The sequence below is a fragment of the Scandinavium goeteborgense genome, assembly GCF_003935895.2.
Lineage (GTDB): Bacteria > Pseudomonadota > Gammaproteobacteria > Enterobacterales > Enterobacteriaceae > Scandinavium > Scandinavium goeteborgense.
This window is the reverse complement of sequence record NZ_CP054058.1, coordinates 1,943,043-1,967,520: the sequence shown is the minus strand read 5'-3', so window position 1 is coordinate 1,967,520 and position 24,478 is coordinate 1,943,043. Positions and strand designations below refer to the sequence as shown.

26 protein-coding genes and 1 other annotated feature are annotated in these 24,478 nt (G+C 51.8%); of the genes, 10 read left to right on the top strand and 16 right to left on the bottom strand.

Annotated elements, in window-relative coordinates; translation table 11 throughout:
* Positions 1 to 60 precede the first annotated feature (60 nt).
* The 14 genes from A8O29_RS10185 to A8O29_RS10120 form a co-directional block, all read right to left on the bottom strand.
* Complete coding sequence (locus A8O29_RS10185; RefSeq protein WP_110508550.1) at positions 61 to 525, bottom strand: NlpC/P60 family protein; 465 nt, start codon at positions 523 to 525, stop codon at positions 61 to 63.
* 77 nt (positions 526 to 602) lie between these two features.
* Positions 603 to 1,340 carry a vitamin B12 ABC transporter ATP-binding protein BtuD gene (btuD, locus tag A8O29_RS10180; RefSeq protein WP_420854024.1) on the bottom strand — a complete coding sequence of 246 codons (738 nt, stop codon included), beginning with the start codon at positions 1,338 to 1,340 and terminating at the stop codon, positions 603 to 605.
* An 11-nt stretch (positions 1,341 to 1,351) separates the two neighbouring features.
* Positions 1,352 to 1,903 (bottom strand): glutathione peroxidase, encoded by a 552-nt coding sequence (locus A8O29_RS10175; RefSeq protein WP_125353170.1) that lies wholly within the window; start codon positions 1,901 to 1,903, stop codon positions 1,352 to 1,354.
* Between the two features lie 28 nt (positions 1,904 to 1,931).
* On the bottom strand, positions 1,932 to 2,909 hold the full coding sequence (gene btuC / locus A8O29_RS10170; protein ID WP_125353172.1) for a vitamin B12 ABC transporter permease BtuC: 978 nt from the start codon (positions 2,907 to 2,909) through the stop codon (positions 1,932 to 1,934).
* Positions 2,910 to 3,093: 184 nt separating this feature from the next.
* Positions 3,094 to 3,465, bottom strand: coding sequence for a DUF4760 domain-containing protein (locus tag A8O29_RS10165; RefSeq protein WP_125353174.1), 372 nt, complete (start codon positions 3,463 to 3,465; stop codon positions 3,094 to 3,096).
* Between the two features lie 294 nt (positions 3,466 to 3,759).
* Positions 3,760 to 4,059, bottom strand: a complete 300-nt coding sequence (gene ihfA / locus A8O29_RS10160) for an integration host factor subunit alpha (protein WP_006820203.1) — start codon at positions 4,057 to 4,059, stop codon at positions 3,760 to 3,762.
* A gap of 4 nt (positions 4,060 to 4,063) precedes the next feature.
* Positions 4,064 to 6,451, bottom strand: coding sequence for a phenylalanine--tRNA ligase subunit beta (pheT, locus tag A8O29_RS10155; RefSeq protein ID WP_125353175.1), 2,388 nt, complete (start codon positions 6,449 to 6,451; stop codon positions 4,064 to 4,066).
* 15 nt (positions 6,452 to 6,466) lie between these two features.
* Complete coding sequence (gene pheS, locus A8O29_RS10150) at positions 6,467 to 7,450, bottom strand: phenylalanine--tRNA ligase subunit alpha (protein WP_110508563.1); 984 nt, start codon at positions 7,448 to 7,450, stop codon at positions 6,467 to 6,469.
* A 63-nt stretch (positions 7,451 to 7,513) separates the two neighbouring features.
* Positions 7,514 to 7,637: a sequence feature (Phe leader region), on the bottom strand.
* Entirely contained in the window at positions 7,588 to 7,632 is a 45-nt protein-coding gene (gene pheM, locus A8O29_RS10145) for a pheST operon leader peptide PheM (RefSeq protein WP_001386830.1), read from the bottom strand. Its footprint overlaps the feature before it by 45 nt.
* Positions 7,638 to 7,766: 129 nt before the next feature.
* Positions 7,767 to 8,123 carry a 50S ribosomal protein L20 gene (rplT, locus tag A8O29_RS10140; RefSeq protein ID WP_002440151.1) on the bottom strand — a complete coding sequence of 119 codons (357 nt, stop codon included), beginning with the start codon at positions 8,121 to 8,123 and terminating at the stop codon, positions 7,767 to 7,769.
* 52 nt (positions 8,124 to 8,175) lie between these two features.
* Positions 8,176 to 8,373, bottom strand: a complete 198-nt coding sequence (gene rpmI, locus A8O29_RS10135) for a 50S ribosomal protein L35 (protein WP_001124225.1) — start codon at positions 8,371 to 8,373, stop codon at positions 8,176 to 8,178.
* Between the two features lie 96 nt (positions 8,374 to 8,469).
* Complete coding sequence (infC, locus tag A8O29_RS10130) at positions 8,470 to 9,012, bottom strand: translation initiation factor IF-3 (RefSeq protein ID WP_110508565.1); 543 nt, start codon at positions 9,010 to 9,012, stop codon at positions 8,470 to 8,472.
* A gap of 3 nt (positions 9,013 to 9,015) precedes the next feature.
* The gene (thrS, locus tag A8O29_RS10125) at positions 9,016 to 10,944 is read right to left on the bottom strand and encodes a threonine--tRNA ligase (RefSeq protein ID WP_125353177.1); all 1,929 of its coding nucleotides are present in this window, start codon (positions 10,942 to 10,944) and stop codon (positions 9,016 to 9,018) included.
* Positions 10,945 to 11,240: 296 nt separating this feature from the next.
* Positions 11,241 to 11,666 (bottom strand): hypothetical protein, encoded by a 426-nt coding sequence (locus A8O29_RS10120; RefSeq protein WP_125353179.1) that lies wholly within the window; start codon positions 11,664 to 11,666, stop codon positions 11,241 to 11,243.
* 262 nt (positions 11,667 to 11,928) lie between these two features.
* Between A8O29_RS10120 and A8O29_RS10115 the strand changes: the two genes are divergently transcribed.
* Positions 11,929 to 13,152, top strand: coding sequence for a mechanosensitive ion channel family protein (locus A8O29_RS10115; protein WP_125353181.1), 1,224 nt, complete (start codon positions 11,929 to 11,931; stop codon positions 13,150 to 13,152).
* 15 nt (positions 13,153 to 13,167) lie between these two features.
* Here A8O29_RS10115 and A8O29_RS10110 read toward each other — a convergent pair whose 3' ends face one another.
* Entirely contained in the window at positions 13,168 to 13,944 is a 777-nt protein-coding gene (locus A8O29_RS10110; RefSeq protein WP_125353182.1) for a LamB/YcsF family protein, read from the bottom strand.
* 84 nt (positions 13,945 to 14,028) lie between these two features.
* Between A8O29_RS10110 and A8O29_RS10105 the strand changes: the two genes are divergently transcribed.
* A complete protein-coding gene (locus tag A8O29_RS10105) occupies positions 14,029 to 14,559 on the top strand; it encodes a DedA family protein (RefSeq protein WP_125353184.1) in 531 nt (176 codons plus the stop codon).
* 40 nt (positions 14,560 to 14,599) lie between these two features.
* Here the strand turns inward: A8O29_RS10105 and A8O29_RS10100 are convergent, their stop codons facing one another.
* Positions 14,600 to 15,358: a DUF481 domain-containing protein gene (locus A8O29_RS10100; RefSeq protein WP_125353186.1), complete on the bottom strand. Its 759-nt coding sequence runs from the start codon at positions 15,356 to 15,358 to the stop codon at positions 14,600 to 14,602.
* Positions 15,359 to 15,674: 316 nt separating this feature from the next.
* Here A8O29_RS10100 and pfkB point away from each other — a divergent pair, with 316 nt between their 5' ends.
* The 8 genes from pfkB to A8O29_RS10060 all read left to right on the top strand — a co-directional run bounded on the left by pfkB (position 15,675) and on the right by A8O29_RS10060 (position 24,456).
* On the top strand, positions 15,675 to 16,607 hold the full coding sequence (gene pfkB, locus A8O29_RS10095; RefSeq protein WP_125353188.1) for a 6-phosphofructokinase II: 933 nt from the start codon (positions 15,675 to 15,677) through the stop codon (positions 16,605 to 16,607).
* A 90-nt stretch (positions 16,608 to 16,697) separates the two neighbouring features.
* The gene (gene ghoS, locus A8O29_RS10090) at positions 16,698 to 17,000 is read left to right on the top strand and encodes a type V toxin-antitoxin system endoribonuclease antitoxin GhoS (RefSeq protein WP_110508581.1); all 303 of its coding nucleotides are present in this window, start codon (positions 16,698 to 16,700) and stop codon (positions 16,998 to 17,000) included.
* 87 nt (positions 17,001 to 17,087) lie between these two features.
* On the top strand, positions 17,088 to 17,945 hold the full coding sequence (locus A8O29_RS10085; RefSeq protein WP_125353190.1) for a fructosamine kinase family protein: 858 nt from the start codon (positions 17,088 to 17,090) through the stop codon (positions 17,943 to 17,945).
* A gap of 566 nt (positions 17,946 to 18,511) precedes the next feature.
* Positions 18,512 to 19,243 carry a pilus assembly protein PapD gene (locus A8O29_RS10080; RefSeq protein WP_125353192.1) on the top strand — a complete coding sequence of 244 codons (732 nt, stop codon included), beginning with the start codon at positions 18,512 to 18,514 and terminating at the stop codon, positions 19,241 to 19,243.
* Between the two features lie 83 nt (positions 19,244 to 19,326).
* The gene (locus tag A8O29_RS10075) at positions 19,327 to 19,821 is read left to right on the top strand and encodes a CS1 type fimbrial major subunit (RefSeq protein ID WP_125353194.1); all 495 of its coding nucleotides are present in this window, start codon (positions 19,327 to 19,329) and stop codon (positions 19,819 to 19,821) included.
* Positions 19,822 to 19,912: 91 nt separating this feature from the next.
* Positions 19,913 to 22,597 (top strand): TcfC E-set like domain-containing protein, encoded by a 2,685-nt coding sequence (locus A8O29_RS10070; protein ID WP_125353196.1) that lies wholly within the window; start codon positions 19,913 to 19,915, stop codon positions 22,595 to 22,597.
* Position 22,598: 1 nt separating this feature from the next.
* Positions 22,599 to 23,720, top strand: coding sequence for a CfaE/CblD family pilus tip adhesin (locus A8O29_RS10065; RefSeq protein ID WP_125353197.1), 1,122 nt, complete (start codon positions 22,599 to 22,601; stop codon positions 23,718 to 23,720).
* Between the two features lie 10 nt (positions 23,721 to 23,730).
* Positions 23,731 to 24,456: a fimbria/pilus periplasmic chaperone gene (locus A8O29_RS10060; protein WP_125353199.1), complete on the top strand. Its 726-nt coding sequence runs from the start codon at positions 23,731 to 23,733 to the stop codon at positions 24,454 to 24,456.
* Positions 24,457 to 24,478 lie beyond the last annotated feature (22 nt).

Sequence of the window (24,478 nt, the reverse complement as noted above, 5' to 3'; positions counted from 1 at the left end):
GTGATTTTTTATATTTATCTGCCAACAAAAAAGGGCCATTAGGCCCTTTTGTTTTTCCTGCTAAATACGCCTGGCTTGCCAGAAGTGCTTTCGCCAGTAGACATTATCCAGCGAGGATCGCGTGACGCCCTGGCTGGTTGAGGCATGAATAAATTGATTATCTGTGTCGTAGATGCCGACATGCAGACCATTTCCGCCCGAACCGGTGTTGAAGAATACCAGGTCGCCCGGCAATAAATCGCCTTTATCAATTTCGGTGCCGATTTTCGACTGCTGTTTAGTATCGCGCGGCAGTTGCAAATCAAACTGATCGCGGAAGGTCATCATTACGAACGCGGAACAATCCACGCCACCACGAGTACTTCCCCCGTAGCGATAAGGCGTGCCGCGCCAATTTGCCAGCTGATCGTTGAGATTGGCAATGACGGTGATGGAGTCCGAAAGCCGTGGGTTAGGCGGCGGCGCACGATGGCTGCTGCACCCGGCTAAAATTAACGCTGCCACTAAAATAAATAAGAGACGCATATCCTGGCGTTTCCTCTGATATTTTTTATAAGAATAATTTAGCCTGCGAATTTGCAAAGTTGCAAGAAACCTTAGGGTTACAGCGCAGAAATTAAAATCTGTACGCCATCAGCATTGAGCTTTTTGAACGGCATATCATACGCAGCCGTCAGATTTTCGATCGTCAAAACGTGCGGCGTGTCACCGCTGGCCAGCATTTGGCCCCGACATAACAGCCACGTCTGGCTGGCAAAGCGTAACGTGTGGTTCAAATCATGGCTGCTCATGACCACCGTCACGCCGGCAAGCCTGAGCTCCGTCAACAGCTTGTCCAGCCCGCTCTGCTGGGCCACATCTAGGCTGTTCATCGGCTCATCAAGCAACAACAGCTGACCGTCCGGGTTTCCCTTCGGGTGAATTTGCAGCACTACCGCCGCGAGGCGAACGCGCTGCCATTCACCGCCGGAAAGCTGATTGACCGGGCGGGCAAGCTTATCCGCCAGACCCAACTTTTCGGCGATTTCTTGCTGTAATGCAAGCTGCGTTTTGTCGGGCTGATGCAGCGTCAGGTAATGCCACACCGGCATCGCAAAGGGCGGCGTCTGATGTTGCGTCAGATACGCCCGATGTCGTGCCAGTTCCGGTGCAGGCCAGTCGGTCACCGCTCTTCCGTTCAGCTTAACCTGCCCTGCGCCCTGGCTTAAGCCCGCCATTCTGGCGAGCAGCGTGCTTTTCCCTGCGCCGTTGGGGCCGACAAGATGCACTATCTCGCCCTGACGGACCTCAGCGCTGACCGGGTGCAATCGTCCCGGTTCTGCCACGCCCTGCAACTGCATCAGCGGCACGATTACTTCGCCAGTGCCAGCTTGATGGATTCCATCACGATCGGATCTTCCGGCGTCATGTCCGGGGAGAAGCGCTGAATGACTTCGCCCTCACGGCCAATCAGGAATTTTTCAAAATTCCACAGAATATCGCCTTCCACCTTCGGCGCGCGGCCTTTGCTGGCCATACGCTCGTAGAAACCGCTGCTTTCTGGCGCCACGGCGACCGGGGCGGCATCCGTCAGCTTCTGGTACAGCGGATGGCGCTGTTCGCCGTTGACGTCGATTTTGCTGAACATTGGGAACGTCACACCGTAGGTGGTGCTACAGAAGGTTTTAATTTCTTCGTCGCTGCCCGGTTCCTGGCCGAGGAACTGGTTGCACGGGAACCCCAGCACGGCGAAACCGTCTTTGCTCCAGGCTTCATGAATGTTTTCAAGCTGCTCGTACTGTGCCGTCAGCCCGCACTGGGAGGCGACATTCACCACCAGCAGTACTTTGCCTTTGAACTGTTCGAGATTGACGTTTTCACCGTCGATGGTCGTGACATTTGTGTTGAGAATATTGTGTTGCATAGCGTCCTCTTGGGTTATCAGCCGGCGCTTAGCGGCCAGCCCTTAATAATAGCCAGATAAAAACGGGTGCGCCCAGGGTGGCGGTAACGACGCCAATAGGCAATTCTGCTGAAGCCAGCGCCAGACGGGCCACAATATCGGCGAACAGCAGCGTTGCGCCCCCAGCCAGCACACAGGCAGGCAGAAGCACACGATGGTCGGTGAGGCCACACAGCCGCAGCATATGGGGAATCACCAGCCCGATAAAGCCAATGGCACCAGAGAGCGCCACGCTGACGCCTACCAGCCAGCCCGTCGCCAGCACCAGAAGCCGGCGCCACAGCCAGAGCGGTAGCCCCAACTGGCGGGCGGACGTTTCGCCGAGCGACAATAAATTCAGCGGCTGCGATTGCAGGCAAACCCAGCCCATCGCGGGCACAAGTGCCAACATGAGCCAGCCCTGATGCCAGTCCACGCCGCCAAACCCGCCCATCATCCAGTACATCAGTTGGCGCAGGTCAAACGACGTCGAAAAATAAACAGCCCAGGTCATCGCCGCGCTGCAAATAATGCCCAGCGCCACGCCCGCAAGCAGCAAGCGACTGGTCGATAAGTGACGGCGTGCAAAGCGCAGTAATATCACGGTGATGATCAGTGCCCCGGCAATGGCACTCAGGCCAAGCGCCCAGTTTGGTAGCCCTTTTCCCAGCAATACGGCGGCAATCAGCCCGACGCCCGCGCCGTTAGATACGCCCAGCAAGCCCGGCTCCGCCAACGGGTTCTCAAATAACGCCTGCATAATCGCCCCGGACACCGCCAGCGCCGCACCCACCAGCACCACCGCCACGGTACGCGGCAGGCGAATCTGCCAGACAAACAGCTCACCGCGCGCGGTAAACCATTCACCCGGCGCAATCCACGCTTCACCCGCACAGAGGCTGATGAACACCGCGAGCATAAGGAGCAACAGCAGGAGTCCCAGCCATCGCTGGTTTCGTTGCTGTTGACGTTGGGCAAGTCGTTGCATGAGTTCCAAGTTCGGTATAGGTCAGGTCAATGATTTTAGTGAGGTTAGTGTGCGCTGGAAAGAAAAAGCATCAGTACTTAGGAACTATCGCCCCAGTCAGAAGCCGAAGGTGAAGGACCGGGTTTGAAAATTTCCCGAATTCATCCAGGTATCAACATGAATGAACTTTTGGTAGGTATGCGAATTATCCACCGGGTTCTACCAACCATAGAGCGTTTAGAGCAAAGTGTGAACATCGGTACCTCTGCCTTAAACGCTCAAAGAAATTCAAAATGTACTGGATTCTGCGCATCTGAAGAATATCGAGCTCTGTAAGTGACACCCCTTCCGGAGGAAAAACATAGGATCGCATCGACTTACCAGAACCGTGGCTCACTTTAAGGGTATGAAGACTTTCGATGTACTCACTGTCTTTTCGGCTTTCGAAGAGGAAGGTGGCTGTCTGCGTCTTACGGGCCATTTTAATGTTATAGCGAATGGTCAGGATCGCAGCGCAGATCCCACCGAAAACCAGAGTATTGCTAATGATCGGCCACACCGTCGGGTTGATTGTCATGACATGATCCCTGTCAAAAGACCAAAAAAAAGCGGAGCAATCGCTCCGCGTGTAAGAAGGTTGTTTAGAAACCGTCGAATTCGTCTAACTTGTTCATAGGAACCTCCGTTACTGCGCATCATTGTTGGAGACTACGTCGCCTTAGTCTGTAGAAAGATGCTACAGCAGGAATCTATGCCAATCAACATACGCAGCTACGCTTGTTTGATACGGAATCAGAGCCTTCATCAAACAAATTAACGAATCTGGAAAAGAAAAAAGGCCGCAAGAGCGGCCTTTTTGGTTAATCAGAAATTATTCTGCTTTGGGCGAAGCGTTTTCGACACGGCTTTTCAACTTCTGGCCGGGTCTGAAGGTCACCACGCGCCGGGCTGTAATGGGAATATCTTCGCCCGTCTTCGGGTTGCGCCCGGGGCGTTGATTCTTATCGCGCAAATCGAAGTTACCAAAACCGGAGAGTTTTACCTGCTCACCGTTTTCAAGAGCGCGACGAATCTCTTCGAAAAACAACTCTACCAGTTCTTTGGCATCCCGTTTGCTAAGCCCAAGCTTATCAAACAGATATTCTGACATTTCAGCTTTTGTAAGCGCCATAGGTTCAATCCCTCAATGATGCCTGGAATCGCTCTTTTAATGCCTCTACACATTTGGCAACGGTAGCGGCAATCTCCTCTTCTTCGAGTGTACGGCTGGTATCCTGAAGGATCAGGCTGATAGCGAGGCTCTTGAAACCTTCCGCTACGCCCTTACCGCGGTACACGTCAAACAAGTTTACGCCAACTACCTGATTTACGCCAACTTTCTTACACTCATTGAGAATATCGGCTGCAGGAACGTTTTCTGCCACGACCACAGCGATGTCACGACGGTTCGCAGGGAAGCGAGAAATCTCTTTCGCCTGAGGAACCACGCGGTCTGCGAGCTTATTCCACTCGAGTTCAAACACCATCGTACGACCGTTCAAATCCAGTTTACGTTCTAGCTCAGGATGAACAACCCCAATGAAACCAATACGTTCGCCTTTCAGATAAATCGCCGCAGACTGTCCCGGATGCAGCGCTGGATTGCCTTCGGCTTTGAACTGGATATCGCCCAGTTTGCCGGTCAAGTCCAGAACGGATTCGAGATCGCCTTTTATATCATAGAAATCAACTGTCTCTTTCGCCAGATTCCAGTGCTCTTCATAGCGGTTACCGCAGATAACGCCGCTCAGCATCACGTCCTGACGGATGCCCAATGGCGCCTGGGTGTCCGGCACGAAACGCAGACCGCTTTCGAAGATACGCACGCGGCTCTGCTGACGGTTCTGGTTGTAGACCACGGTGCCCAGCAGGCCAGTCCACAGAGAAAGACGCATAGCGGACATTTCGCTGGAGATTGGGCTTGGCAGGATCAGCGCTTCTTCACCCGGGTGGATCAACTGCTGCACTTTCGGATCAACGAAGCTGTAAGTGATCACTTCCTGGTAGCCTTTGTCATTCAGCATGGTTTTCACACGCTTGAGAGACAGGTTAGCTTCCTGGTGATGACCCATGATCAAACCCGCCTGAACTGGCGCATCCGGGATATTGTTGTAGCCGTATACGCGGGCCACTTCTTCCACCAGATCTTCTTCGATTGAAATATCGAAACGCCAGCTTGGCGCGACGGCCTGCCACTGGTCCTGACCTTCAGTTACTTCACAGCCCAGACGGCGCAGGATATCGCTAACCTGCTCATCGGCAATGTGATGGCCAATCAGACGGTCCAGTTTGCTACGACGCAGCGTAATAGTGGCACGCTTCGGCAGAGTGGCTTCGTTGGTCACATCAATGACCGGGCCCGCTTCGCCGCCGCAAAGGTCCAGAAGCAGACGTGTGGCACGTTCCATCGCTTTGTACTGCAGCGCCGGATCCACGCCACGCTCGTAACGGTGCGAAGCATCGGTGTGCAGACCCTGACGACGCGCGCGACCAGTGATGGACAGCGGATTGAAGAATGCACATTCCAGCAGCACGTTCTGGGTTTCGTCATTCACGCCGGAATGCTCGCCACCAAAGATGCCGCCCATTGCCAGGGCTTTGTTGTGGTCAGCGATGACCAGCGTATCCGCACTCAGTTTGGCTTCGTTGCCGTCCAGCAGAACCAGGGCTTCACCCTCTTTCGCCATACGCACCACGATGCCGCCGTCGATGCGGTCGAGGTCGAACGCGTGCATCGGCTGACCCAGTTCCAGCAATACGTAGTTGGTCACATCAACTACGGCATCGATAGAACGGATGCCACAGCGGCGCAGTTTTTCTTTCATCCACAGCGGCGTAGGTGCCTTAACGTTGATGCCTTTCACGACGCGACCCAGATAACGTGGGCACGCTTCGACAGCTTCGACGTTGATGGGGAAAGTGTCATTGATGGTTGCGGCAACTGGCGCCATTTCTGGCACGTTCAGCGGCTGTTGGTTCAGGACCGCGACGTCACGCGCCACGCCGATGATGCCTAAGCAGTCAGCACGGTTCGGGGTGACGCTGATTTCGATGGTGTTGTCATCGAGCTTCAGGTATTCGCGGATGTCGGTTCCCAGCGGGGCATCAGCAGGCAGTTCGATAATGCCGTCATGATCGTCGGAAATACCCAGCTCAGAGAACGAACACAGCATGCCTTCAGACGGTTCGCCGCGCAGTTTCGCTGCTTTGATTTTAAAATCGCCAGGCAGAACGGCACCGATGGTCGCAACGGCCACTTTCAGGCCCTGACGACAGTTCGGCGCACCGCAGACGATATCCAGCAGACGCTCACCGCCAACGTTAATTTTGGTTACGCGCAGTTTATCAGCGTTCGGATGCTGGCCGCATTCAACCACTTCACCCACTACGACGCCATTGAACACGCCTGCAACCGGCTCAACGCCGTCCACTTCCAGGCCTGCCATGGTGATTTGGCCAGACAGCGCTTCGCTGTCAATCGCCGGGTTAACCCATTCGCGTAACCACAGTTCACTGAATTTCATTGTTCTGTCCTGCCCTTATTTAAACTGTTTGAGGAAACGCAGATCGTTTTCGAAGAATGCACGCAGGTCGGTGACGCCGTAGCGCAGCATGGTCAGACGCTCCATACCCATACCGAAGGCGAAGCCGGAGTAAACTTCCGGATCGATGCCGACATTACGCAGTACGTTCGGGTGAACCATGCCGCAGCCAAGTACTTCGAGCCATTTGCCATTTTTACCCATGACGTCAACTTCTGCGGACGGTTCGGTGAACGGGAAATAGGACGGACGGAAACGAATCTGCAAATCTTCTTCAAAGAAGTTACGCAGGAAGTCGTGCAGCGTGCCTTTCAGGTTGGTGAAGCTGATGTTGGTATCAACAATCAGGCCTTCCATCTGATGGAACATAGGGGTGTGGGTCTGATCGTAGTCGTTACGATAGACGCGGCCCGGCGCAATGATGCGGATAGGCGGCTGCTGGTTTTTCATGGTGCGGATCTGTACGCCAGAGGTCTGGGTGCGCAGCAGACGCGTTGCATCGAACCAGAAAGTGTCGTGGTCAGCACGTGCCGGGTGGTGGCCAGGAATATTCAGGGCATCGAAGTTGTGATAGTCATCTTCGATTTCCGGGCCAGTCGCCACGGTAAAGCCGAGCTCACCGAAGAAACTTTCAATGCGATCGATAGTGCGGGTTACCGGGTGCAAACCACCGGTTTCACCACGACGACCTGGCAGAGAAACATCGATGGTTTCTGCGGCCAGACGTGCATTCAGGGCTGCCCCTTCCAGAGCGGCTTTACGCTCGTTCAGCGCCTGCTGAACCTGCTCTTTGGCTTCGTTGATAACGGCACCTGCGGCCGGGCGTTCTTCCGCCGGCAATTCACGCAGGGTTGTCATCTGAAGGGTCAGATGCCCTTTTTTACCCAGATATTCGACACGCACGTTATCCAGCGCGGCGACATCTGAAGCTTCATTAATAGCTGCCCTGGCACTGGCAACCAGCTCTGCGAGATGTGACATGGTTTTCCTCAATAATGTCGGTGCAAACACCCGTTTGCGGACTTAATCTCTTGAATTCTATATACGAAAAAAGCCTCCCTGGGGAGGCTTTCTGGCGCTGTTTTTCGTTTCGTCTTTCACGCGCTAGCCTCCTGGATTCAGGTGCTAAAGTAAAAAAAGAAGCGGAAAATAGCAGCATTCATGCTTGCGTTACCTTGTCTGATAAGGGCTGTGAAGAACTTATTGGAAAGTTTTCACTCTGAAAAGTCAATGTCTTACTGATTTTTAACGATAATTTGAAAGAGAAGAGGGAGGCAAGCCTCCCTCTTCAACTGGCTTATGCCAGTGCAGATTTCGCTTTTTCGACCAGAGCGGTGAACGCTACTTTGTCGAATACTGCGATGTCAGCCAGAATCTTACGGTCAATTTCAACAGAGGCTTTTTTCAGGCCGTTGATGAATTTGCTGTAAGAAATACCGTTCTGACGTGCTGCTGCGTTGATACGCGCAATCCACAGTTGACGGAACTGACGCTTACGTTGACGACGGTCACGGTAAGCATACTGACCTGCTTTGATAACTGCCTGGAAGGCAACGCGGTATACGCGTGAACGCGCACCGTAGTAGCCTTTGGCTTGTTTCAAAATTTTCTTGTGACGTGCACGGGCAACTACACCACGTTTTACGCGAGCCATATGAGCTCTCCTGTTCTATATTCTTGATTAATAAAAGTTAAACGTTAACGACTTATGCGTACGGAAGGCACGCGATTACCAGACCCAGATCGCCTTTAGAAACCATGGCTTTCGGGCGCAGGTGACGTTTACGCTTAGTAGCTTTTTTGGTCAGAATATGACGCAGGTTAGCGTGCTTGTGCTTAAAACCACCTTTACCGGTTTTTTTGAAGCGCTTAGCAGCACCGCGTACGGTCTTAATTTTTGGCATCTTAATAACTTCCACTTCGCATTGTTGAAAAATGAAACGTAGGCGAACAAAGACTGTGAGACCCGAGGGTCCCACGATCAATGCTACTTGAAGGCCTTACTGTTTCTTCTTAGGAGCGAGCACCATGATCATCTGACGGCCTTCGATCCTTGTTGGGAAGGATTCGACTACTGCCAGTTCACTCAGATCGTCACGGACGCGGTTAAGCACTTCCATACCGATCTGCTGGTGGGCCATTTCACGTCCGCGGAAACGCAGAGTGATTTTGGCCTTATCGCCCTCTTCGAGAAAGCGTACCAGGCTGCGGAGTTTTACCTGGTAATCGCCATCGTCGGTGCCAGGACGGAATTTAATTTCCTTAACCTGAACAATCTTTTGCTTTTTCTTCTGTTCCTTAGAAGATTTGCTTTTTTCATAGAGGAATTTGCCGTAGTCCATGATTCGGCAAACTGGCGGTTCGGCGTTAGGGCTGATCTCTACCAGATCCACTCCTGCTTCTTCAGCTTTTTCCAGAGCTTCTCTCAGACTCACTATACCAAGCTGTTCGCCTTCCAGACCTGTTAAGCGAACTTCCTGAACTCGAATCTCGCCATTTATACGATTCGGACGTGCCGTTTGTACTCGTTTTCCGCCTTTAATACTTTATTCCTCCAGTTGTTGAAGACTGCGGCTGCGTATTTCATTCAGCAGCTTCTCGATCACTTCGTTTACGTCCACAGTGCCGAGGTCTTTTCCGCGACGGGTGCGCACGGCTACTTTGCCTGCTTCAACCTCTTTGTCGCCACAAACCAGCATATACGGGACACGACGCAATGTGTGCTCGCGGATTTTAAAGCCAATCTTCTCATTTCTCAAGTCTGCTTTTACGCGAATGCCCGCATTTTGCAGTTTACGCGTCAATTCGTTGACGTATTCAGCCTGAGAATCAGTGATATTCATCACCACGACCTGCACAGGTGCAATCCAGGTTGGGAAGAACCCAGCGAACTCTTCGGTAAGAATACCGATGAAGCGTTCGATGGAACCCAAAATGGCGCGGTGAATCATCACCGGCACCTGACGCTCGTTACTTTCGCCTACATAAGAGGCGTTAAGACGCTGCGGCAGAGAGAAGTCCAGCTGTACTGTTCCGCACTGCCATGCACGATCGAGGCAGTCATACAGTGTAAATTCAATTTTCGGGCCGTAGAAGGCACCTTCACCCAGTTGATACTCAAACGGGATGTTGTTCTCTTCCAGAGCCACGGCCAGATCGGCTTCCGCACGATCCCATGTTTCATCGCTACCAATGCGTTTTTCAGGACGCGTAGACAGCTTGACGACGATTTTCTCGAAGCCAAAGGTGCTATACATATCGTAGACCATACGAATGCAGGCGTTGACTTCATCACGCACCTGGTCTTCAGTACAGAAGATATGTGCGTCATCCTGGGTAAACCCACGAACGCGCATCAGGCCATGCAGCGCGCCTGACGGCTCGTTACGATGGCAGCTACCGAACTCCGCCATACGCAACGGCAGATCGCGATAGGATTTAAGACCCTGGTTGAAAATCTGCACGTGACCTGGGCAGTTCATCGGCTTGATGCAGTATTCACGGTTCTCAGAAGAGGTGGTGAACATCGCATCTTTGTAGTTGTCCCAGTGCCCGGTTCTCTCCCACAGCACACGGTCCATCATGAACGGGCCTTTCACTTCCTGATACTGATACTCTTTCAGCTTAGAGCGCACGAAAGTTTCCAGTTCACGGAAGATAGTCCAGCCATCGTTATGCCAGAACACCATACCCGGCGCTTCTTCCTGCATGTGATACAGGTCAAGCTGCTTACCGATTTTACGGTGGTCACGCTTTGCCGCTTCTTCAAGACGCAGCAGATAGGCGTTCAGCGCTTTCTTATCGGTCCATGCGGTACCGTAGATACGCTGCAGCATTTTATTACTGCTGTCGCCACGCCAGTAGGCGCCTGCTGTTTTCATCAGTTTGAAGTAATGACAAAAACGCATGTTCGGCACGTGCGGACCGCGGCACATGTCGACGTATTCTTCGTGATGATACAAGCCAGGCTTGTCATCATGGGCGATGTTTTCATCGAGAATGGAGACTTTATAGCTCTCACCGCGGTTCACAAATGTTTCACGCGCTTCGTGCCAGCTCACCTTTTTCTTGATGACATCGTAGTTCTTCTCCGCCAGCTCGTGCATCCGCTTTTCGAGGGCGTCGATATCTTCCTGGGTCAGAGTGTGGTCGAGGTCAACGTCGTAGTAAAAACCGTTATCAATGACCGGACCGATAGCCATTTTGGTATGCGGCCACAACTGTTTGATAGCGTGTCCCAGCAGGTGTGCGCATGAGTGACGAATGATCTCCAGACCGTCAGCGTCTTTCGCGGTAATCAGCGACAGGGTAGCGTCTTGTTCAATGAGATCGGAAGCATCAACCAGCTCACCGTTAACACGGCCAGCAATGGTGGCTTTCGCCAGACCTGGACCAATGTCCAGAGCAACATCCATGGGGCTTACAGCGTGATCGAACTGGCGTTGACTGCCATCAGGAAGAGTAATTACAGGCATTTCATATCCTTATTCACAGTGGTGCCCCACACGAAAGAGCACATGCAAAAATAATTTATTTAGTCATATCAACAGCGTTAAAGGCTTTATTTGCTTCACTCTGCAAACTGGGTACATCAGGGTGTACAAAACCAAAATGTACATACCTTCACTTGCTGATAACGAACGGTCATAGTACACGGCATTTGGAATTTATTAAAGCCAATGAAGAATATGGGCTTTTACCCCGCCTGGGCTCGCAGCTTGTATACAATAAAAAAACCGCCCGTAGGCGGTTGATTAGCCGTTAACGCCGCTTATTTGGCGTACCCCTGAAATTGTCCTTCTTTCATCACGGCGACCTTGCCTGTTTTATAGGCGATTATCGTGAACAACCCTTGGGAATACGCCGTCGCGTCGGCCGTTACCTCATCCTGAGCTGCTGGTTTTCCGTCAACCGTCAGAATGCCTAACGTATCGCGTTTGATGGTCATGCCATCAAAGTGCCTGGTGAAGGCAAGAGATTTTTTGGCTGCCTGAGCTTTTTGCGGATAGAGCGCCTGAGCATTCTCCAGCGCCTGCTTTTCCGCCGCGCTGTTCATGGTGGCTTGTCGATTCTGTTCTGCAATATAACAGGCATCCCGGCTGACGCCTTTCGCTTCACAATTGGCCATACGTGACGCTTCGCTGGAACAGCCAGCCAATATGGTCACCACTGATGCTATTACCATTAACTTTTTCATGCATACCTCATTAACATATTTTCAATTTTAGATGTCGGCTCTGATGGCCTGTTAATCCCGGAGCGAATATCGGCTATATGAAAAATTCGTTAGTTGACTTACATCATGAATAAAGAGTGATCCCTTTAGGAGTATTCTGCAATTGGGTGCGCCTGTAACAATCCCGGCCTTTCACTGAAATTTAATAAAAGACTTGAAACACCCTTTGGATTGCCATCACTGGCGCTTTCCCACAGCATACGCGCCTTTGCCCGGAGCGTTTATGCGTCACCTACTGGCCTTCTTACAGCGATATGGCATCGATCTGAACAACCCCTCTTCACTCTTTATCGTGTTCGGTTATATTTTCCTGACCGCACTCGTGGCGCATTTTATTCTCCGGATCATTCTGCGAAAAATAGAAAAACACGCGGAGCAAGGCAACCGTCCGTGGCTGAAGATCTTCACGCAAAATAAGTTATTCCACCGCATTTCGCTGACATTGCAGGGGATTCTGGTCAGCGTGCAGCTCAGTTTCTATCTCGAAACCGGCAGCCACGTGGGGCTGTTTTTCAACATCTGTGTGCAACTGTGGATCCTGTTGTTCGCCCTGCTCTCCTTCTTCTCACTGCTGGATGTGATCCTCAAACTGTCACACCAGTACAAGTTTTCCGTGCAATTACCGCTGCGTGGAATTTTCCAGGGTGTGAAGCTGGTTGCCGCGTCGATTGTCGCTATTCTGATGATTTCCCTGTTGATTGGTAAATCTCCTGCCATTCTGTTTAGCGGCCTGGGTGCTATGGCAGCAGTATTGATGTTGGTGTTTAAAGACCCACTGCTCGGCCTGGTCGCCGGGATCCAGCTGTCCGCCAATACCATGCTGCATATGGGTGACTGGCTCGAAATGCCAAAATACGGCGCAGACGGCACGGTCATTGATATCGGCTTGACGACCGTAAAAGTGCAGAACTGGGATAATACCATCACCACCATCCCGACCTATGCGCTGGTCTCTGATGCCTTTAAAAACTGGAGCTATATGTCGGCTTCCGGCGGCCGTCGTATCAAGCGTAGCGTATTCATCGACAGCACCAGCATTCACTTCATGTCAGCCGATGAGCTGCAGCGTCTGGGTCAGGTTGATTTGCTCAAGCCGTGGATTAAAGAACAGAGCCAGAAAGTAGCGAACGGCAATGCCGCGCAGAGCGTTCTCAATGGGGAAAGCATGACTAACATCGGCGCGTTCCGTGCCTGGTTGACGGAATACCTGCATCAGCATCCGAAAATCCGCAAAGACATGACGCTAATGGTTCGCCAGCTGCCGCCGGGCGCTGAAGGCCTGCCGCTGGAGATTTACGCCTTTACCAACACCGTTGAATGGCTGAAATATGAGGCGATTCAGGCCGATATTTTCGACCATATTTATGCGGTAATTGAAGAGTTTGGCCTGCGCATTTATCAGCGCCCTTCCGGCAACGATCTTCGTCCGCAGGCCCTCGTCTGCTGACAACCACAGGGCGCGTTATGCGCCCTGCTTAAATCCCCTGACCACAATCCCTTCTGCATCCAGTCTCTGACGTATCTGCCGCGTCATTTCCACTGCCCCCGGGCTGTCGCCGTGTACGCAAATGGAATCTGCATGAATTGCGGTGAACTCGCCTTCAATGGACATCACCCCGCCGTCGATAATCATCCGTACCACGCGTTCAGCCACCTCATTCGCATCGTGAATGACGGCTCCCGGTTCACGTCGGGAAACCAGCGTGCCATCACGGTGATAAGCGCGATCCGCAAAGGCTTCCGCCACGGTATGGATTCCCGCGTCCTGCGCCCACTCGATAAGCGCTGAACCCGCGAGTGCCACCAGCGATAACGACGCGTCTACTGCCCGCAAACCGGCGATGACCGCCATCGCCTGATGCTTGTCATGCGCAATGGTGTTATACAGCGCCCCGTGCGGCTTAACGTAACGTACTCGCGTCCCTGCCGGCGTGGCTAACCCCTGCAAAGCGCCAATTTGATAAATCACGTCGGCGGTCAATTCATCGCTGGCGATATCCATATTGCGGCGGCCAAAGCCCACCAAATCAGGGTAGGACACATGCGCCCCGACGTTTACGCCCAGGCGTTGTGCGGCACGCAGCGTTTCAAGAATGCCCGCCGGTGAACCCGCGTGAAACCCGCAGGCCACGTTGGCACTGCTGACCAGAGGCAATATTGCGGCGTCATCGCCCATGGTCCACTGGCCGTAGCTTTCGCCTAAATCGCTATTTAAATCAATGCTTGGCGCAACGGGCATGTCGGGGATCTCCTGGCTGTTAGTCTTTCGTTAAGGTCTCACGGTGTATCACTGTTCCATCCGTTTTACTACGAGGGACACCAAATGGACTTCACGGGATTGATACAGAGCACCACTGATTTTATCAGCGCTCACCCGCAACTGGCACTCGGTGTGATTTTTTTATTAGCCTTTGGCGAGTCACTGGCCTTTATCTCGCTGTTACTGCCTGCGACAGTGATCCTGCTGGCAACCGGGGCGCTCATCGGTGAAAGCGAACTGTCGTTTCTGCCGGTGTGGCTGGCTGCGGCTATTGGCGCCGTTATCGGAGACTGGCTCTCATGGTGGATTGGCTATCATTACAGCCACCGGGCAGTCACCGTCTGGCCGCTCTCGCGCAAACCGCTGCTGGTCCAGCGCGGGCATCTCTTTTTTGAACGATGGGGAGCGTGGGGCGTATTCATTGGCCGGTTTTTTGGGCCGCTGCGGGCCGTGGTACCGCTGGTCGCGGGTATTTGCAGAATGCCATCGGGGAAATTTCAGTTAGCCAACATCACCTCGGCGGCGGTGTGGGCCTTCGGTATCCTCGCGCCGGGCGCATTGGGCATTCCGTGGCTGGCGGAGCTGTTTTCGTAATACGATAATAATCAGGCCGGATTGCTCCGGCCTGAAAAAATTACATCTTATAACCCAACGTCACCGTCGTACGGCGGTCCGTATGCTCTGGTGCCGATGATGGCGGCTCAGAGTTCCAGGTGATGTTGTAAGCCACTTTCAGACCGAAGTTGTCGTTAATGGCAACGTCCAGCGCCGTCTCGGAGTTGACGGTGGTGTCATCTGCACCAAACACCGAGAGACCCTGCGTAAATTTGGTGGTGTCGGTCATCTGCCAGGCGTAGGTGCCGGAAGCATAACCCAGCGGCTGAGTTTTGGTTTCATCGTTGGTGTATTCGTCGTAACGCACACCAGGACCGAATTCAAAACGCAGGCTGTGGACCGGCCCGTTGAGGATCTGACGACCGTAACCGGCCGTGAACACATCGCGCTGACGATAGCCGTTATAGCGGTCGGTCAACCAGCTTGCCTGGCCGAACAGGTAGTCAGCGTCGGTGATGTTGTAACGCGAACGGCCGCCGACTGAATAGGTTTCAGACGAGCGTTCATCGTTAGAAGACGTGTTGCTGGCGTTCCCCCACAGCGACCATGCTGTGGTATCGCCGTACCAGGTCAGGGTGGAATCAGCAGTCAGGGAAGAACTTTTAGTATTGCCAGACTGTGCCAGGTAACCGCCGTTGATTTTACCTTCAAACGGTTTCTTCGCTGTGGAAGGGTCGTCCATGACAGTAAAAACGGTATTATCGGCCACGGCGTGCAGCGACGCAAAAAGGCCCCCCGCCAGAACAACTACTGCGGGTACTGTCTTGAAAAGCTTCATTTATTATGAGTCCGTACAACAAAAAAAGAGACCATTACGGTCCCGGAAACTTTCGCGAGGATCAACAACAGGCGGTCCTAAGAAAGGTAACAAATTATAAAAAGGCGTGAATAACATAGCAATGAATTCTTGTTTCATTTTTTGAATAAGAACGATCTCAAATGACATTTAATTTCATATATAAACGCGGTCATTAGGGATTGTAAATTTGCGAAAAATCATATCCTTGTCACTTTCTTAACCCCTTTTAAGGTGCCAGGCTTATCGCTGACCATAAAATCGGCGACTCGTCAGGGTCATAAATGGAGGTAATCGAATGGTTAATATCTATACGCTTACGCTGGCACCCTCTCTCGACAGCGCAACGCTGACTCCGCAAATCTATCCTGAAGGCAAATTACGCTGTAGCGCCCCGGTATTTGAGCCTGGCGGCGGTGGAATAAACGTTGCCCGCGCCATCACGTTTCTCGGCGGTAAATCCACGGCCATTTTCCCGGCCGGTGGCGCCTCCGGCGAGCATCTGATATCCCTTCTTGCAGATGAGCAAGTGCCTGTGCAAACGGTCACCGCCCACGACTGGACGCGTCAAAATCTTCACGTACATGTCGAAACCAGCGGCGAGCAGTATCGCTTTGTGATGCCCGGTGCGGCATTAAATGAAGACGAATTCCGCCAGCTTGAACGGAAAGCCCTGCAAATCGAAGTCGGCGCAATTTTGGTGATCAGCGGCAGTCTGCCGCCCGGCGTAGATGTGGCGAAGCTAGTAGAGCTTATCAAATCAGCCCAACAGCACGGTATTCGCTGTGTGGTGGACAGCTCCGGTGACGCCCTTTCCGCCGCACTGGACGTCGGCGGTATTGAGCTGGTGAAACCAAATCAGAAAGAACTCAGCGCACTCGTGCAGCGGGAATTGACGCAGCCTGATGACGTACGCAAAGCGGCCGAAGAGATTGTCCGCAGCGGAAAAGCGCGGCGTGTGGTTGTCTCATTGGGGCCACAGGGTGCATTAGGCGTCGATGCCGATGGCAGCGTGCAGGTTGTGCCGCCGCCGGTTAAAAGCCAGAGCACGGTCGGAGCCGGTGACAGCATGGTCGGCGCTATGGTGCTTAAACTGGCGGAGAACGCATCGCTCGACGAAATGGTGCGCTACGGCGTGGCCGCCGGCAGTGCCGCCACCATCAACCAGGGTACGCGTTTGTGCTCATTAGAAAACACGCGAAATATTTACGATTATTTGTGCCGACGCTGAACGTTGCTCCCGCTGAAACCGCGGCGGGAGTCGAAAATTGACGGTAATCGGCTATGCTATAAAACTCCATGCTTAACAACGAGGTTCCCGATGAGCGGAGAAATCACGCGTTACGTGGTGACGGTCAGTTTTCATGAACAGACGCTGACCGAAATCAATGAGCTCAATAACCATCTGACCCGCGCCGGATTTACGCTGACACTGACCGACGACGACGGCAAAGTGCATGATTTGGGCACCAATACGTTTGGGCTGGTCAGCCCGCAAAGTGAAGACGATATCAAAGCCCTGACTACCGGCCTGGCGGAAACTGCACTCGGTCACCAGCCCGATGTCAGCGTAGTGACCTTTGAACACTGGCTGCAGGACAACGCAACCAATACGACACGTTAAAACGCACAGTTGTGCGTCAGTTCGAGTTTTTCCACCGCATTTATGCGCTAACCTTATGATCTGGCAGAAAACATGGGGAGAGATAGCATGTGGCAAGCGATCTGTAGCCTGTTGAAAGAGCACGGAGACGGCGAAATCGAGCTGCGCAACGAACTGCCCGGCGGAGAAATCCACGCCGCATGGCATTTACGCGTTAGCGGTCAGGACTATTTCGTTAAATGCGATGAGCGAGAAATGCTGCCCATCTTCACCGCGGAAGCCGATCAGCTCGACCTGCTGGCGCGCAGCGAGACCGTTGCCGTACCTGAGGTGTACGCCGTTGGCAGTGACCGTGATTATAGCTTTGTGGTGATGGAGTTTCTCCCTCCCCGACCGCTGGATGCACACAACGCCTTCCTGCTCGGCCAGCAGCTGGCTCGTCTTCATCAGTGGAGTGAGCAGCCGCAGTTTGGCCTCGACTTCGACAATGACCTTTCTACTACTCCCCAACCCAACGCCTGGCAGCGCCGCTGGTCCACGTTCTTTGCCGAACAGCGCATTGGCTGGCAGCTCGAACTCGCGGCCGAAAAAGGTCTCGCGTTCGGTAATATTGATGCCATCGTCGAGCACATCCACCAGCGTCTAAGTTCGCACCAGCCGCAACCGTCATTATTGCACGGTGATTTATGGTCAGGTAACTGTGCGCTTGGGCCATCCGGGCCGTATATCTTTGACCCCGCCTGTTATTGGGGTGACAGAGAGTGTGATTTAGCGATGCTGCCGCTACACCCGGAACAGCCCCCGCAAATTTATGATGGCTATCAGTCGGTGTCACCGCTGCCGCCGGACTTCCTCGAACGCCAGCCGGTCTATCAGCTCTATACCCTGCTTAACCGCGCCATTCTGTTTGGTGGGCAGCATCTTGTGAATGCGCAAAAAGCGCTGGACCGAGTATTGGCCGCATAAACATCGTGCCAGGCACTGTACGTTCTCATAATGAGGCCTTTTCGGAGGCCTCACGGTAGCTCGTACGGAGCGGATTCCCGACTAAACCATTGATACCATCAATGTATACACCAGTTCAAAAAACAGCCGTTACGTGCTGATTTTATTACGTAAACGGACATTTTATTTTTGCATACGCAATATCCCTCACTTTTATTAAATTAACTGTATTATTCATTAAGTATCCAGTAATAAGACATTGATAGCAAAAACATTTCCGCAACATTTATTCCACTCGCTAAAAATAATCGTTACCATTCATTGTGATAAGAATATTATATTGTTATAAATATTATTTCCCTTCGCCATTGCTTTGGCTTTATTGCTGCCAAGGATAAATACAAGCACTTCCCTAAGTCATGTTAGATATGTATGATTCATCTCACACAACGGACTGACCCATAATTCAAAGCATTTCCCCACTCGACATAAAGAGTGTTATTAGTAAGCGAAACGCATCCTGAATTAATATGGTTAACACACCAGAATGGACTTACTAATTATCTTATAATGAGTGCAATCCAAAAATGAACAAATTTTTCCGTTTAACGTCTCTTGCCGCTATGACTGGATTATTAATATCCTCTTCCGCATTTTCTGCCGTTACCGTTTATCCGATGTCGGTAAAAATGAATCAGCAAGGCGCAGGGCAAATTAAAATCATCTCTGGTTCTAAACAAACTGAATATGTCAAAGCAACGGTCAAGAAGATTGAAAATCCCGGAACAAAACAAGAAAAAGAAAGAGTACTCAGCCAGAGTGAAAGCAAAAATTTGATTATCACCCCCTCTAAGTTTGGCCTGGCATCGGGTACTACTCGGATTACGCGCCTTGTAAACATGATACCGCCAACTAAAGAACAGGTGTATCGGGTGTACTTCGATCCTATCCAGGGGCTTGATAATGAAAAGGCACCGGATTCCCCCAACTCCAGCAGTAAAGTGGGTATCAATATCTCTTGGGGAGCGCTGATCTTCGTACCTCCGGTCACTCCAGAGATTAATTTCACGCTGGATGCTCAGAAAAAAGCCATCACAAATACCGGTAATCTTCACATTGAATTAACCCGGATCGGTGTTTGTCCAGAAAAAAATAGTGATGCAGGATGTACTTGGGAAGCCATCACTAAAAAAATATACCCAGATCAGACATTCACACTTCCGGCATCTTTTAAAACATCACTCAAAGGAGTCGTTAAAGTGGAATATAGAAACTGGGTAGATAAAAAAATGACAAGCAAAGTATTTTCATTGTCATAATTCAAAAGCAGTCTGTCACTCTCAACCTTAATAACTTGCGCAAATCATTGTGCAGCCAAACTCTGTCTAAAGGTCTATTAATTATGAATATCGTATTTAAATCTGTTGTAACTGCAATGGTTCTTGGCGTCGCTGTTAATGCCTTCGCGATCGAAAAAGATATTACTGTTAACGCAACAGTAGATGCCACCCTGGATATCACACAATCTGACGGTGAAGCTCTGCCATCCAGTATTGATATGCAGTATATCCCTGGCGTAGGTCTTTCTCCTTACTCTATTGATACCAAAATCTGGTCTAACGATGCGGAAAAAGATATCAACGCCAGCATTACTGCAAACCCAACACTGAACAATACCACCGGCGCCGGCGCGACCACTCTGGATGTAAAATTGGGCGGTAAAGTACTGACTGCAACACCTCAGGCATTTGCAGGTACCGAACTGTTCCCTACTGCAGAAACCAAACAGGGTTCAATCACTCTGCCACTGGTTATTCAGCAGACTGTTACTCAGGCAATTCCTACTGGCCAGTACACCGGCATGGTTTCCCTGATCCTGACCCAGGCTACCGAATAAGTTTGTACTGAATTTATTGGCATCCAACCTGCCCCCTTATCGATTTGGGGTGGCAGGTTTTTTTTGAATTTTTTCTGATAAGGGGAAGTGTATGAAATCATGGAAAGCATCCGTTTGCTGCCTGGCTATTCATTTCGCCTTATTCGGTTCCACAGCATTCGCGGCATCTGAAGTGCCTGCTGGTTTTGAAGAACTGGTCACCGGCCAAAAAGTTTGGATTGACGTCAGCTTGCTGGGCCAATCGGCTGGCCTGTTTGAAGCGAACGTCACCCTCGACAGCGTGCAGTTTGTCAAACCACTTGACGTGTTGAATGCCTTAAATTTACCGCTTAAAAAAGAGAGTCAGGAATATACACAACTGGCCGACCAAATCTCACACCCCCTTACGCGTAATGGCAATCTTTCCTGCAGCAGCAACAACAATGCAGCGGGTTGTGGCTTTCTCACCACTGACAAACTGGCAATCATTTACGATGAAAACGATTCAAAAGTCAGTGTGTTTCTCGACAAAAAACTGTTACCAGAAGGGGATAAACATGCGCTTTATTATACCCCCACTCGCGAAACTGAAAACGCGTTTATACACCAGCAGATCCTCAACGTGGTCGCTGAGAAAGATTACAGCAATATCTCGCTGCAGGGCGCAGGTGCGCTTGGCGTTCTGACCAATGGCTATGTCGGTTTTGACTGGTCACTCAATGCGTATCGCAGCGACGACACGACGGAACAAGCCGTCAATGTTGATGATTTTTACTATCGCCAGAGCCTTGGCCAGCGCCATTACGTGCAGGTCGGTCGAATGGACTCCCGCGATTTATCCAGCAATCTGGGCGGGAATATCAATTTCACTATGCTGCCCCTCGGCGCTATCGACGGCGTACGAGCAGGGAGTTCATTGAGCTACCTGAACCGGGAAGAAGCCAGTAAAGGCTCACCTGTTGTCATTCTGTTGTCGCGTAAATCCCGCGTGGATGCTTACCGTGGCAATCAACTCCTCGGCACGTTTTATTTAAACAGCGGCTCCAATACCCTCGATACCGGTAATTTCCCGGCCGGGAGCTACAGCGTTACGCTAAAAGTGTACGAAGATAACAATCTCGCGCGTACCGAAGTGCAGCCTTATACCCGCACCGGCGGAATTGGCGATGGTCATATGCAATGGTTTATCCAGGGCGGCAAAGTCGCCAACCAGGTCAGCGGCAGCGGCAACACCCACGATGACACACAGAATGAGACTGCGTTCCAGGCTGGCGCTCGCCTGCCCGTTGGAAGTTCGACTACGTTAACCGCTGGGGTGGCGAAAATAGCCGATCAGCATTTTATGGAAGGCGGTGTCGAGTGGACGCACGGCTTTGATAATCGATTTCTTGACGGTGTGCTGGATGTCCAGACCAACCTGCTGACAGGCAGCGACGGTACGAAAGGTGATTCTGAACAGCTCAGTTATAACGACGGTTTCTCACTGAGCGTTTACCGCAACGCGGCCTATGGCAACGAATGTGCGACGGACACTGACCGTCAGGATTATGCCGACATTGGCTGCTATAAGACCTTGAATGCCACGATTGCAGTGCCCGTGAAAGCATGGTCGGTATCACTGGGTTATACATTCAATACCAACACCAGCCTGACGAATGATAACTACGATGCCTCACGCTCTTTTGAAGACAATATGGCCAATGCAACCCAGGCTGACTCCTCATCCAGGACGGTACAACTTACGCTTAACCGCAGCTTTCTGTGGAAAGGGATGTCGGTCAGCACACGCTTTGGTGCCTATAACCGCACCAGCGATGATGAGGCCAATGAAGATAAGGGACTTTATCTTGGCTTCACATTGACCCGCAGCACACCTGCCAATAACACCGGAAGGGCCAGCCATACGTCAGTCAGTACCGATTACCAGGGCAGCAAATCCGGTGATGCTCAGTTTAATTATTCGGCAAGTCAGGACTGGAACTGGGGCGAAGCAAATCAACGACAGTTCGGCGTCACCGTCGGGGGCAACAACAGTACCAATATGAATGCCGATGTGCACGGGCATATGAATGGCCAATATGGTGATGCTTCGGCTACGTTGTCCGATAGTTACGATCGCACACAGCAAACGCACCAGACGGCCCTCAGCGGTACTTACAGTTCCTCTATGGCCTTATCACACTCAGGTTTTTACTGGGGTCCGGCAGGGACGGGTTCGCCAGGTGCGGCAGTCGCAGTCCGGGTCAATGGCGATGAGGACGCAAATAAGGACAATGAAGCGCTAGTCAATGTTGCGGTCGACGGCGGCGGTTCAGCCCAAATGAGCCAGGGCAGTAAAGCCTTATTCCCGGTCAATGGTTTCGAGGCGGATAAAGTCTCGGTGAATGAGAACAGCGACGTACGCCAGACCAGTATGGCCGATATCACCCGTGGGGCGGGCAATCAGTCGGTGTTCCTGCTGCCGGGTAAGATGAAGGTGCGCGAGGTTAAAATGGAATCACACTATACTTATATTGGTACCTTGCTTACCGCGACAGGTCAGCCGCTTAGTGAAGGCAAACTCCTTAATGCCCACTCTTTTATTGCCGAAGAAGACGGTGGTTTCACCGCAGAACTGACCCAACAACCGAAAAATCTGTATCTGGAAAATTCCAGCGCTATTTATCAGTGTCCGGTGAAGGTTGAGTCTAAACGCGACGTCGTGCGCTTCGTAGGTGAAACACACTGCACGCCAATTACCCCTGCCCAACTTCCTGAAGAGTTACGTCATCAGGCTTCATCTGCTTCCCGAGATTAATATGCAAAACTTTGTTCGTACCTTCCTCATCTGCCTGGCGATGAGCCTGGTCTTAATATTCTCCTGTACTCAGGCAAAAGCTGAAAGCATTGCACCAGCCGGACGGGATACCACTATTACGGCAGATTTTGACAAAAGTGCGTTGCCCGCACAGGTCGACATCTGGATTAATGAAAATGGCGGTTATGACACATCTAACCCAGGATTATGGGCAAGAAACAACTGGCGCTGTTTATCAAATTCGAAGCCGGACACTGGGCAGTGTAAAAGTGGTGAAGCACATAACAATGAAGGGGATTGGGATGATTATGGAATAACGTCTATTCCCTTGTTATTTATCGAGAAACGTAGTGGATTACATGCGGTTATAAATGTTATGGGCTATCACACGCAAGGTAGCAGTAAATTCGAGGTCACTTCTGCTGAATCGGCTGGCTCAGGCGTGGCAGGCAGCGGCACAAATCTCTATATGTATATTACCCCGGATCAGTTAGCAGCCTTGCCCGTCGGCGGAATCTGGCAAGCCAATATGACTCTGGAGTTATGGCAATGGTCTCCGGGTAAAAAACTGGCTAACTGGAACGCCCATATCACGCTAAACGTCACTGACAATAATAATCAGCAAATATACCTTCCCGAATTTGGCACCGCCGCCCCCCATGTGGATTTAAACCTGCGCCCTCTGCCAGGTACATCTGGCAACCAGGCCATGCTGAGCGGAACGGCATCACTGGACATGTGCCTCTATGATGGTTATAACGCCAACAGCAGTACATTTACTCTGAACGCACATGACCAGACATCCTTCGCAGATGGCCGTGAGGCTTCAATGTTCTCTGTTTATAATCAAGGCCAAGGGGACGAAGGTCATCGCATTGACTACCATCTTGAAATCCTTGACCCCACAACGAACGCTTACAGCACAATGGTCAACATGCAGGATTACGTCATTCGGGACATTCAGCACGTTCCACTCAGATCGGTCTATCTGCCGGGCATTCCGCAACCTGTAGTCTGTGTCCCTTCCCGACTGCGCTTTACCACACCGGAATTTGCCATTGCCAGTAAGCAAGCCGGACAGTACACCGCCAGGCTCAGACTCTTTTTGACCACCCAGATGTAGGAGTCGATAAATGACTTTCAAACGTGCCTCCCTGAGTGGCTTGTTGCTCCTTAGCCTGATGAGCCTCGCACCTGCATACGCAAACGTGACGGTGTTCCCGATGCGGGTCATGCTCACTCCGCAGGGTAACGGCGTCGTGCATGTGATCTCTAAAAGCACGGAAACTCGCTTCATGGCAGTGGACGTCAGGCGCGTTGAGCACCCCGCCACGGCGCAAGAGCACGAAGTGAAAGTGAAGATGGGCAGTGCTGACAGTCTGGTGGTGACCCCTGCACGCTTTGCGCTCCCTGCCGGTGCAACACAGTCATTACGCTTTGTGAGCCTCAAACCACTGCAAAAAGAAGTTTCTTATCGGGTGTGGATCAATGCCGTTCCCGGTTCAACGCCGGACGTGACCGTTCCGGCAGGCAACGATGATGTCAGCACTGCGGTTGGTATTGAAATGAGTTGGGGTGTGGTGGTTAACGTGCCGCCGGAGCATCCGCAGGTCAAACTGGTGATAGATACCGCTGCACAGCGCGTTGCCAATCAAGGCAATATTCACGCCGTCATCGCGCGTGTCGGTGACTGTACCGATAGCAGCCACTGTCGATGGACCGATATCAACAAAAGCGTTTATGCCGACGAAACCCTGGATATTAGCGCCGCCCATATTCAGGGTAAGTCATTGCAAAATATCAAACTGGAATACATCGACCCTGTCACCCACAAAACGGTGACAACGCCAGGCGAATAGCCCCCGCCCCATAGACCGGGGC

Coding starts and splice junctions, on each gene's coding strand:
- A8O29_RS10185 (WP_110508550.1), bottom strand. CDS start 525: ATGCGTCTCTTATTTATTTTAGTGGCAGCGTTAATTTTAGCCGGGTGC.
- btuD (WP_420854024.1), bottom strand. CDS start 1,340: ATGCAGTTGCAGGGCGTGGCAGAACCGGGACGATTGCACCCGGTCAGC.
- A8O29_RS10175 (WP_125353170.1), bottom strand. CDS start 1,903: ATGCAACACAATATTCTCAACACAAATGTCACGACCATCGACGGTGAA.
- btuC (WP_125353172.1), bottom strand. CDS start 2,909: ATGCAACGACTTGCCCAACGTCAACAGCAACGAAACCAGCGATGGCTG.
- A8O29_RS10165 (WP_125353174.1), bottom strand. CDS start 3,465: ATGACAATCAACCCGACGGTGTGGCCGATCATTAGCAATACTCTGGTT.
- ihfA (WP_006820203.1), bottom strand. CDS start 4,059: ATGGCGCTTACAAAAGCTGAAATGTCAGAATATCTGTTTGATAAGCTT.
- pheT (WP_125353175.1), bottom strand. CDS start 6,451: ATGAAATTCAGTGAACTGTGGTTACGCGAATGGGTTAACCCGGCGATT.
- pheS (WP_110508563.1), bottom strand. CDS start 7,450: ATGTCACATCTCGCAGAGCTGGTTGCCAGTGCCAGGGCAGCTATTAAT.
- rplT (WP_002440151.1), bottom strand. CDS start 8,123: ATGGCTCGCGTAAAACGTGGTGTAGTTGCCCGTGCACGTCACAAGAAA.
- rpmI (WP_001124225.1), bottom strand. CDS start 8,373: ATGCCAAAAATTAAGACCGTACGCGGTGCTGCTAAGCGCTTCAAAAAA.
- thrS (WP_125353177.1), bottom strand. CDS start 10,944: ATGCCTGTAATTACTCTTCCTGATGGCAGTCAACGCCAGTTCGATCAC.
- A8O29_RS10120 (WP_125353179.1), bottom strand. CDS start 11,666: ATGAAAAAGTTAATGGTAATAGCATCAGTGGTGACCATATTGGCTGGC.
- A8O29_RS10115 (WP_125353181.1), top strand. CDS start 11,929: ATGCGTCACCTACTGGCCTTCTTACAGCGATATGGCATCGATCTGAAC.
- A8O29_RS10110 (WP_125353182.1), bottom strand. CDS start 13,944: ATGCCCGTTGCGCCAAGCATTGATTTAAATAGCGATTTAGGCGAAAGC.
- A8O29_RS10105 (WP_125353184.1), top strand. CDS start 14,029: ATGGACTTCACGGGATTGATACAGAGCACCACTGATTTTATCAGCGCT.
- A8O29_RS10100 (WP_125353186.1), bottom strand. CDS start 15,358: ATGAAGCTTTTCAAGACAGTACCCGCAGTAGTTGTTCTGGCGGGGGGC.
- pfkB (WP_125353188.1), top strand. CDS start 15,675: ATGGTTAATATCTATACGCTTACGCTGGCACCCTCTCTCGACAGCGCA.
- ghoS (WP_110508581.1), top strand. CDS start 16,698: ATGAGCGGAGAAATCACGCGTTACGTGGTGACGGTCAGTTTTCATGAA.
- A8O29_RS10085 (WP_125353190.1), top strand. CDS start 17,088: ATGTGGCAAGCGATCTGTAGCCTGTTGAAAGAGCACGGAGACGGCGAA.
- A8O29_RS10080 (WP_125353192.1), top strand. CDS start 18,512: ATGAACAAATTTTTCCGTTTAACGTCTCTTGCCGCTATGACTGGATTA.
- A8O29_RS10075 (WP_125353194.1), top strand. CDS start 19,327: ATGAATATCGTATTTAAATCTGTTGTAACTGCAATGGTTCTTGGCGTC.
- A8O29_RS10070 (WP_125353196.1), top strand. CDS start 19,913: ATGAAATCATGGAAAGCATCCGTTTGCTGCCTGGCTATTCATTTCGCC.
- A8O29_RS10065 (WP_125353197.1), top strand. CDS start 22,599: ATGCAAAACTTTGTTCGTACCTTCCTCATCTGCCTGGCGATGAGCCTG.
- A8O29_RS10060 (WP_125353199.1), top strand. CDS start 23,731: ATGACTTTCAAACGTGCCTCCCTGAGTGGCTTGTTGCTCCTTAGCCTG.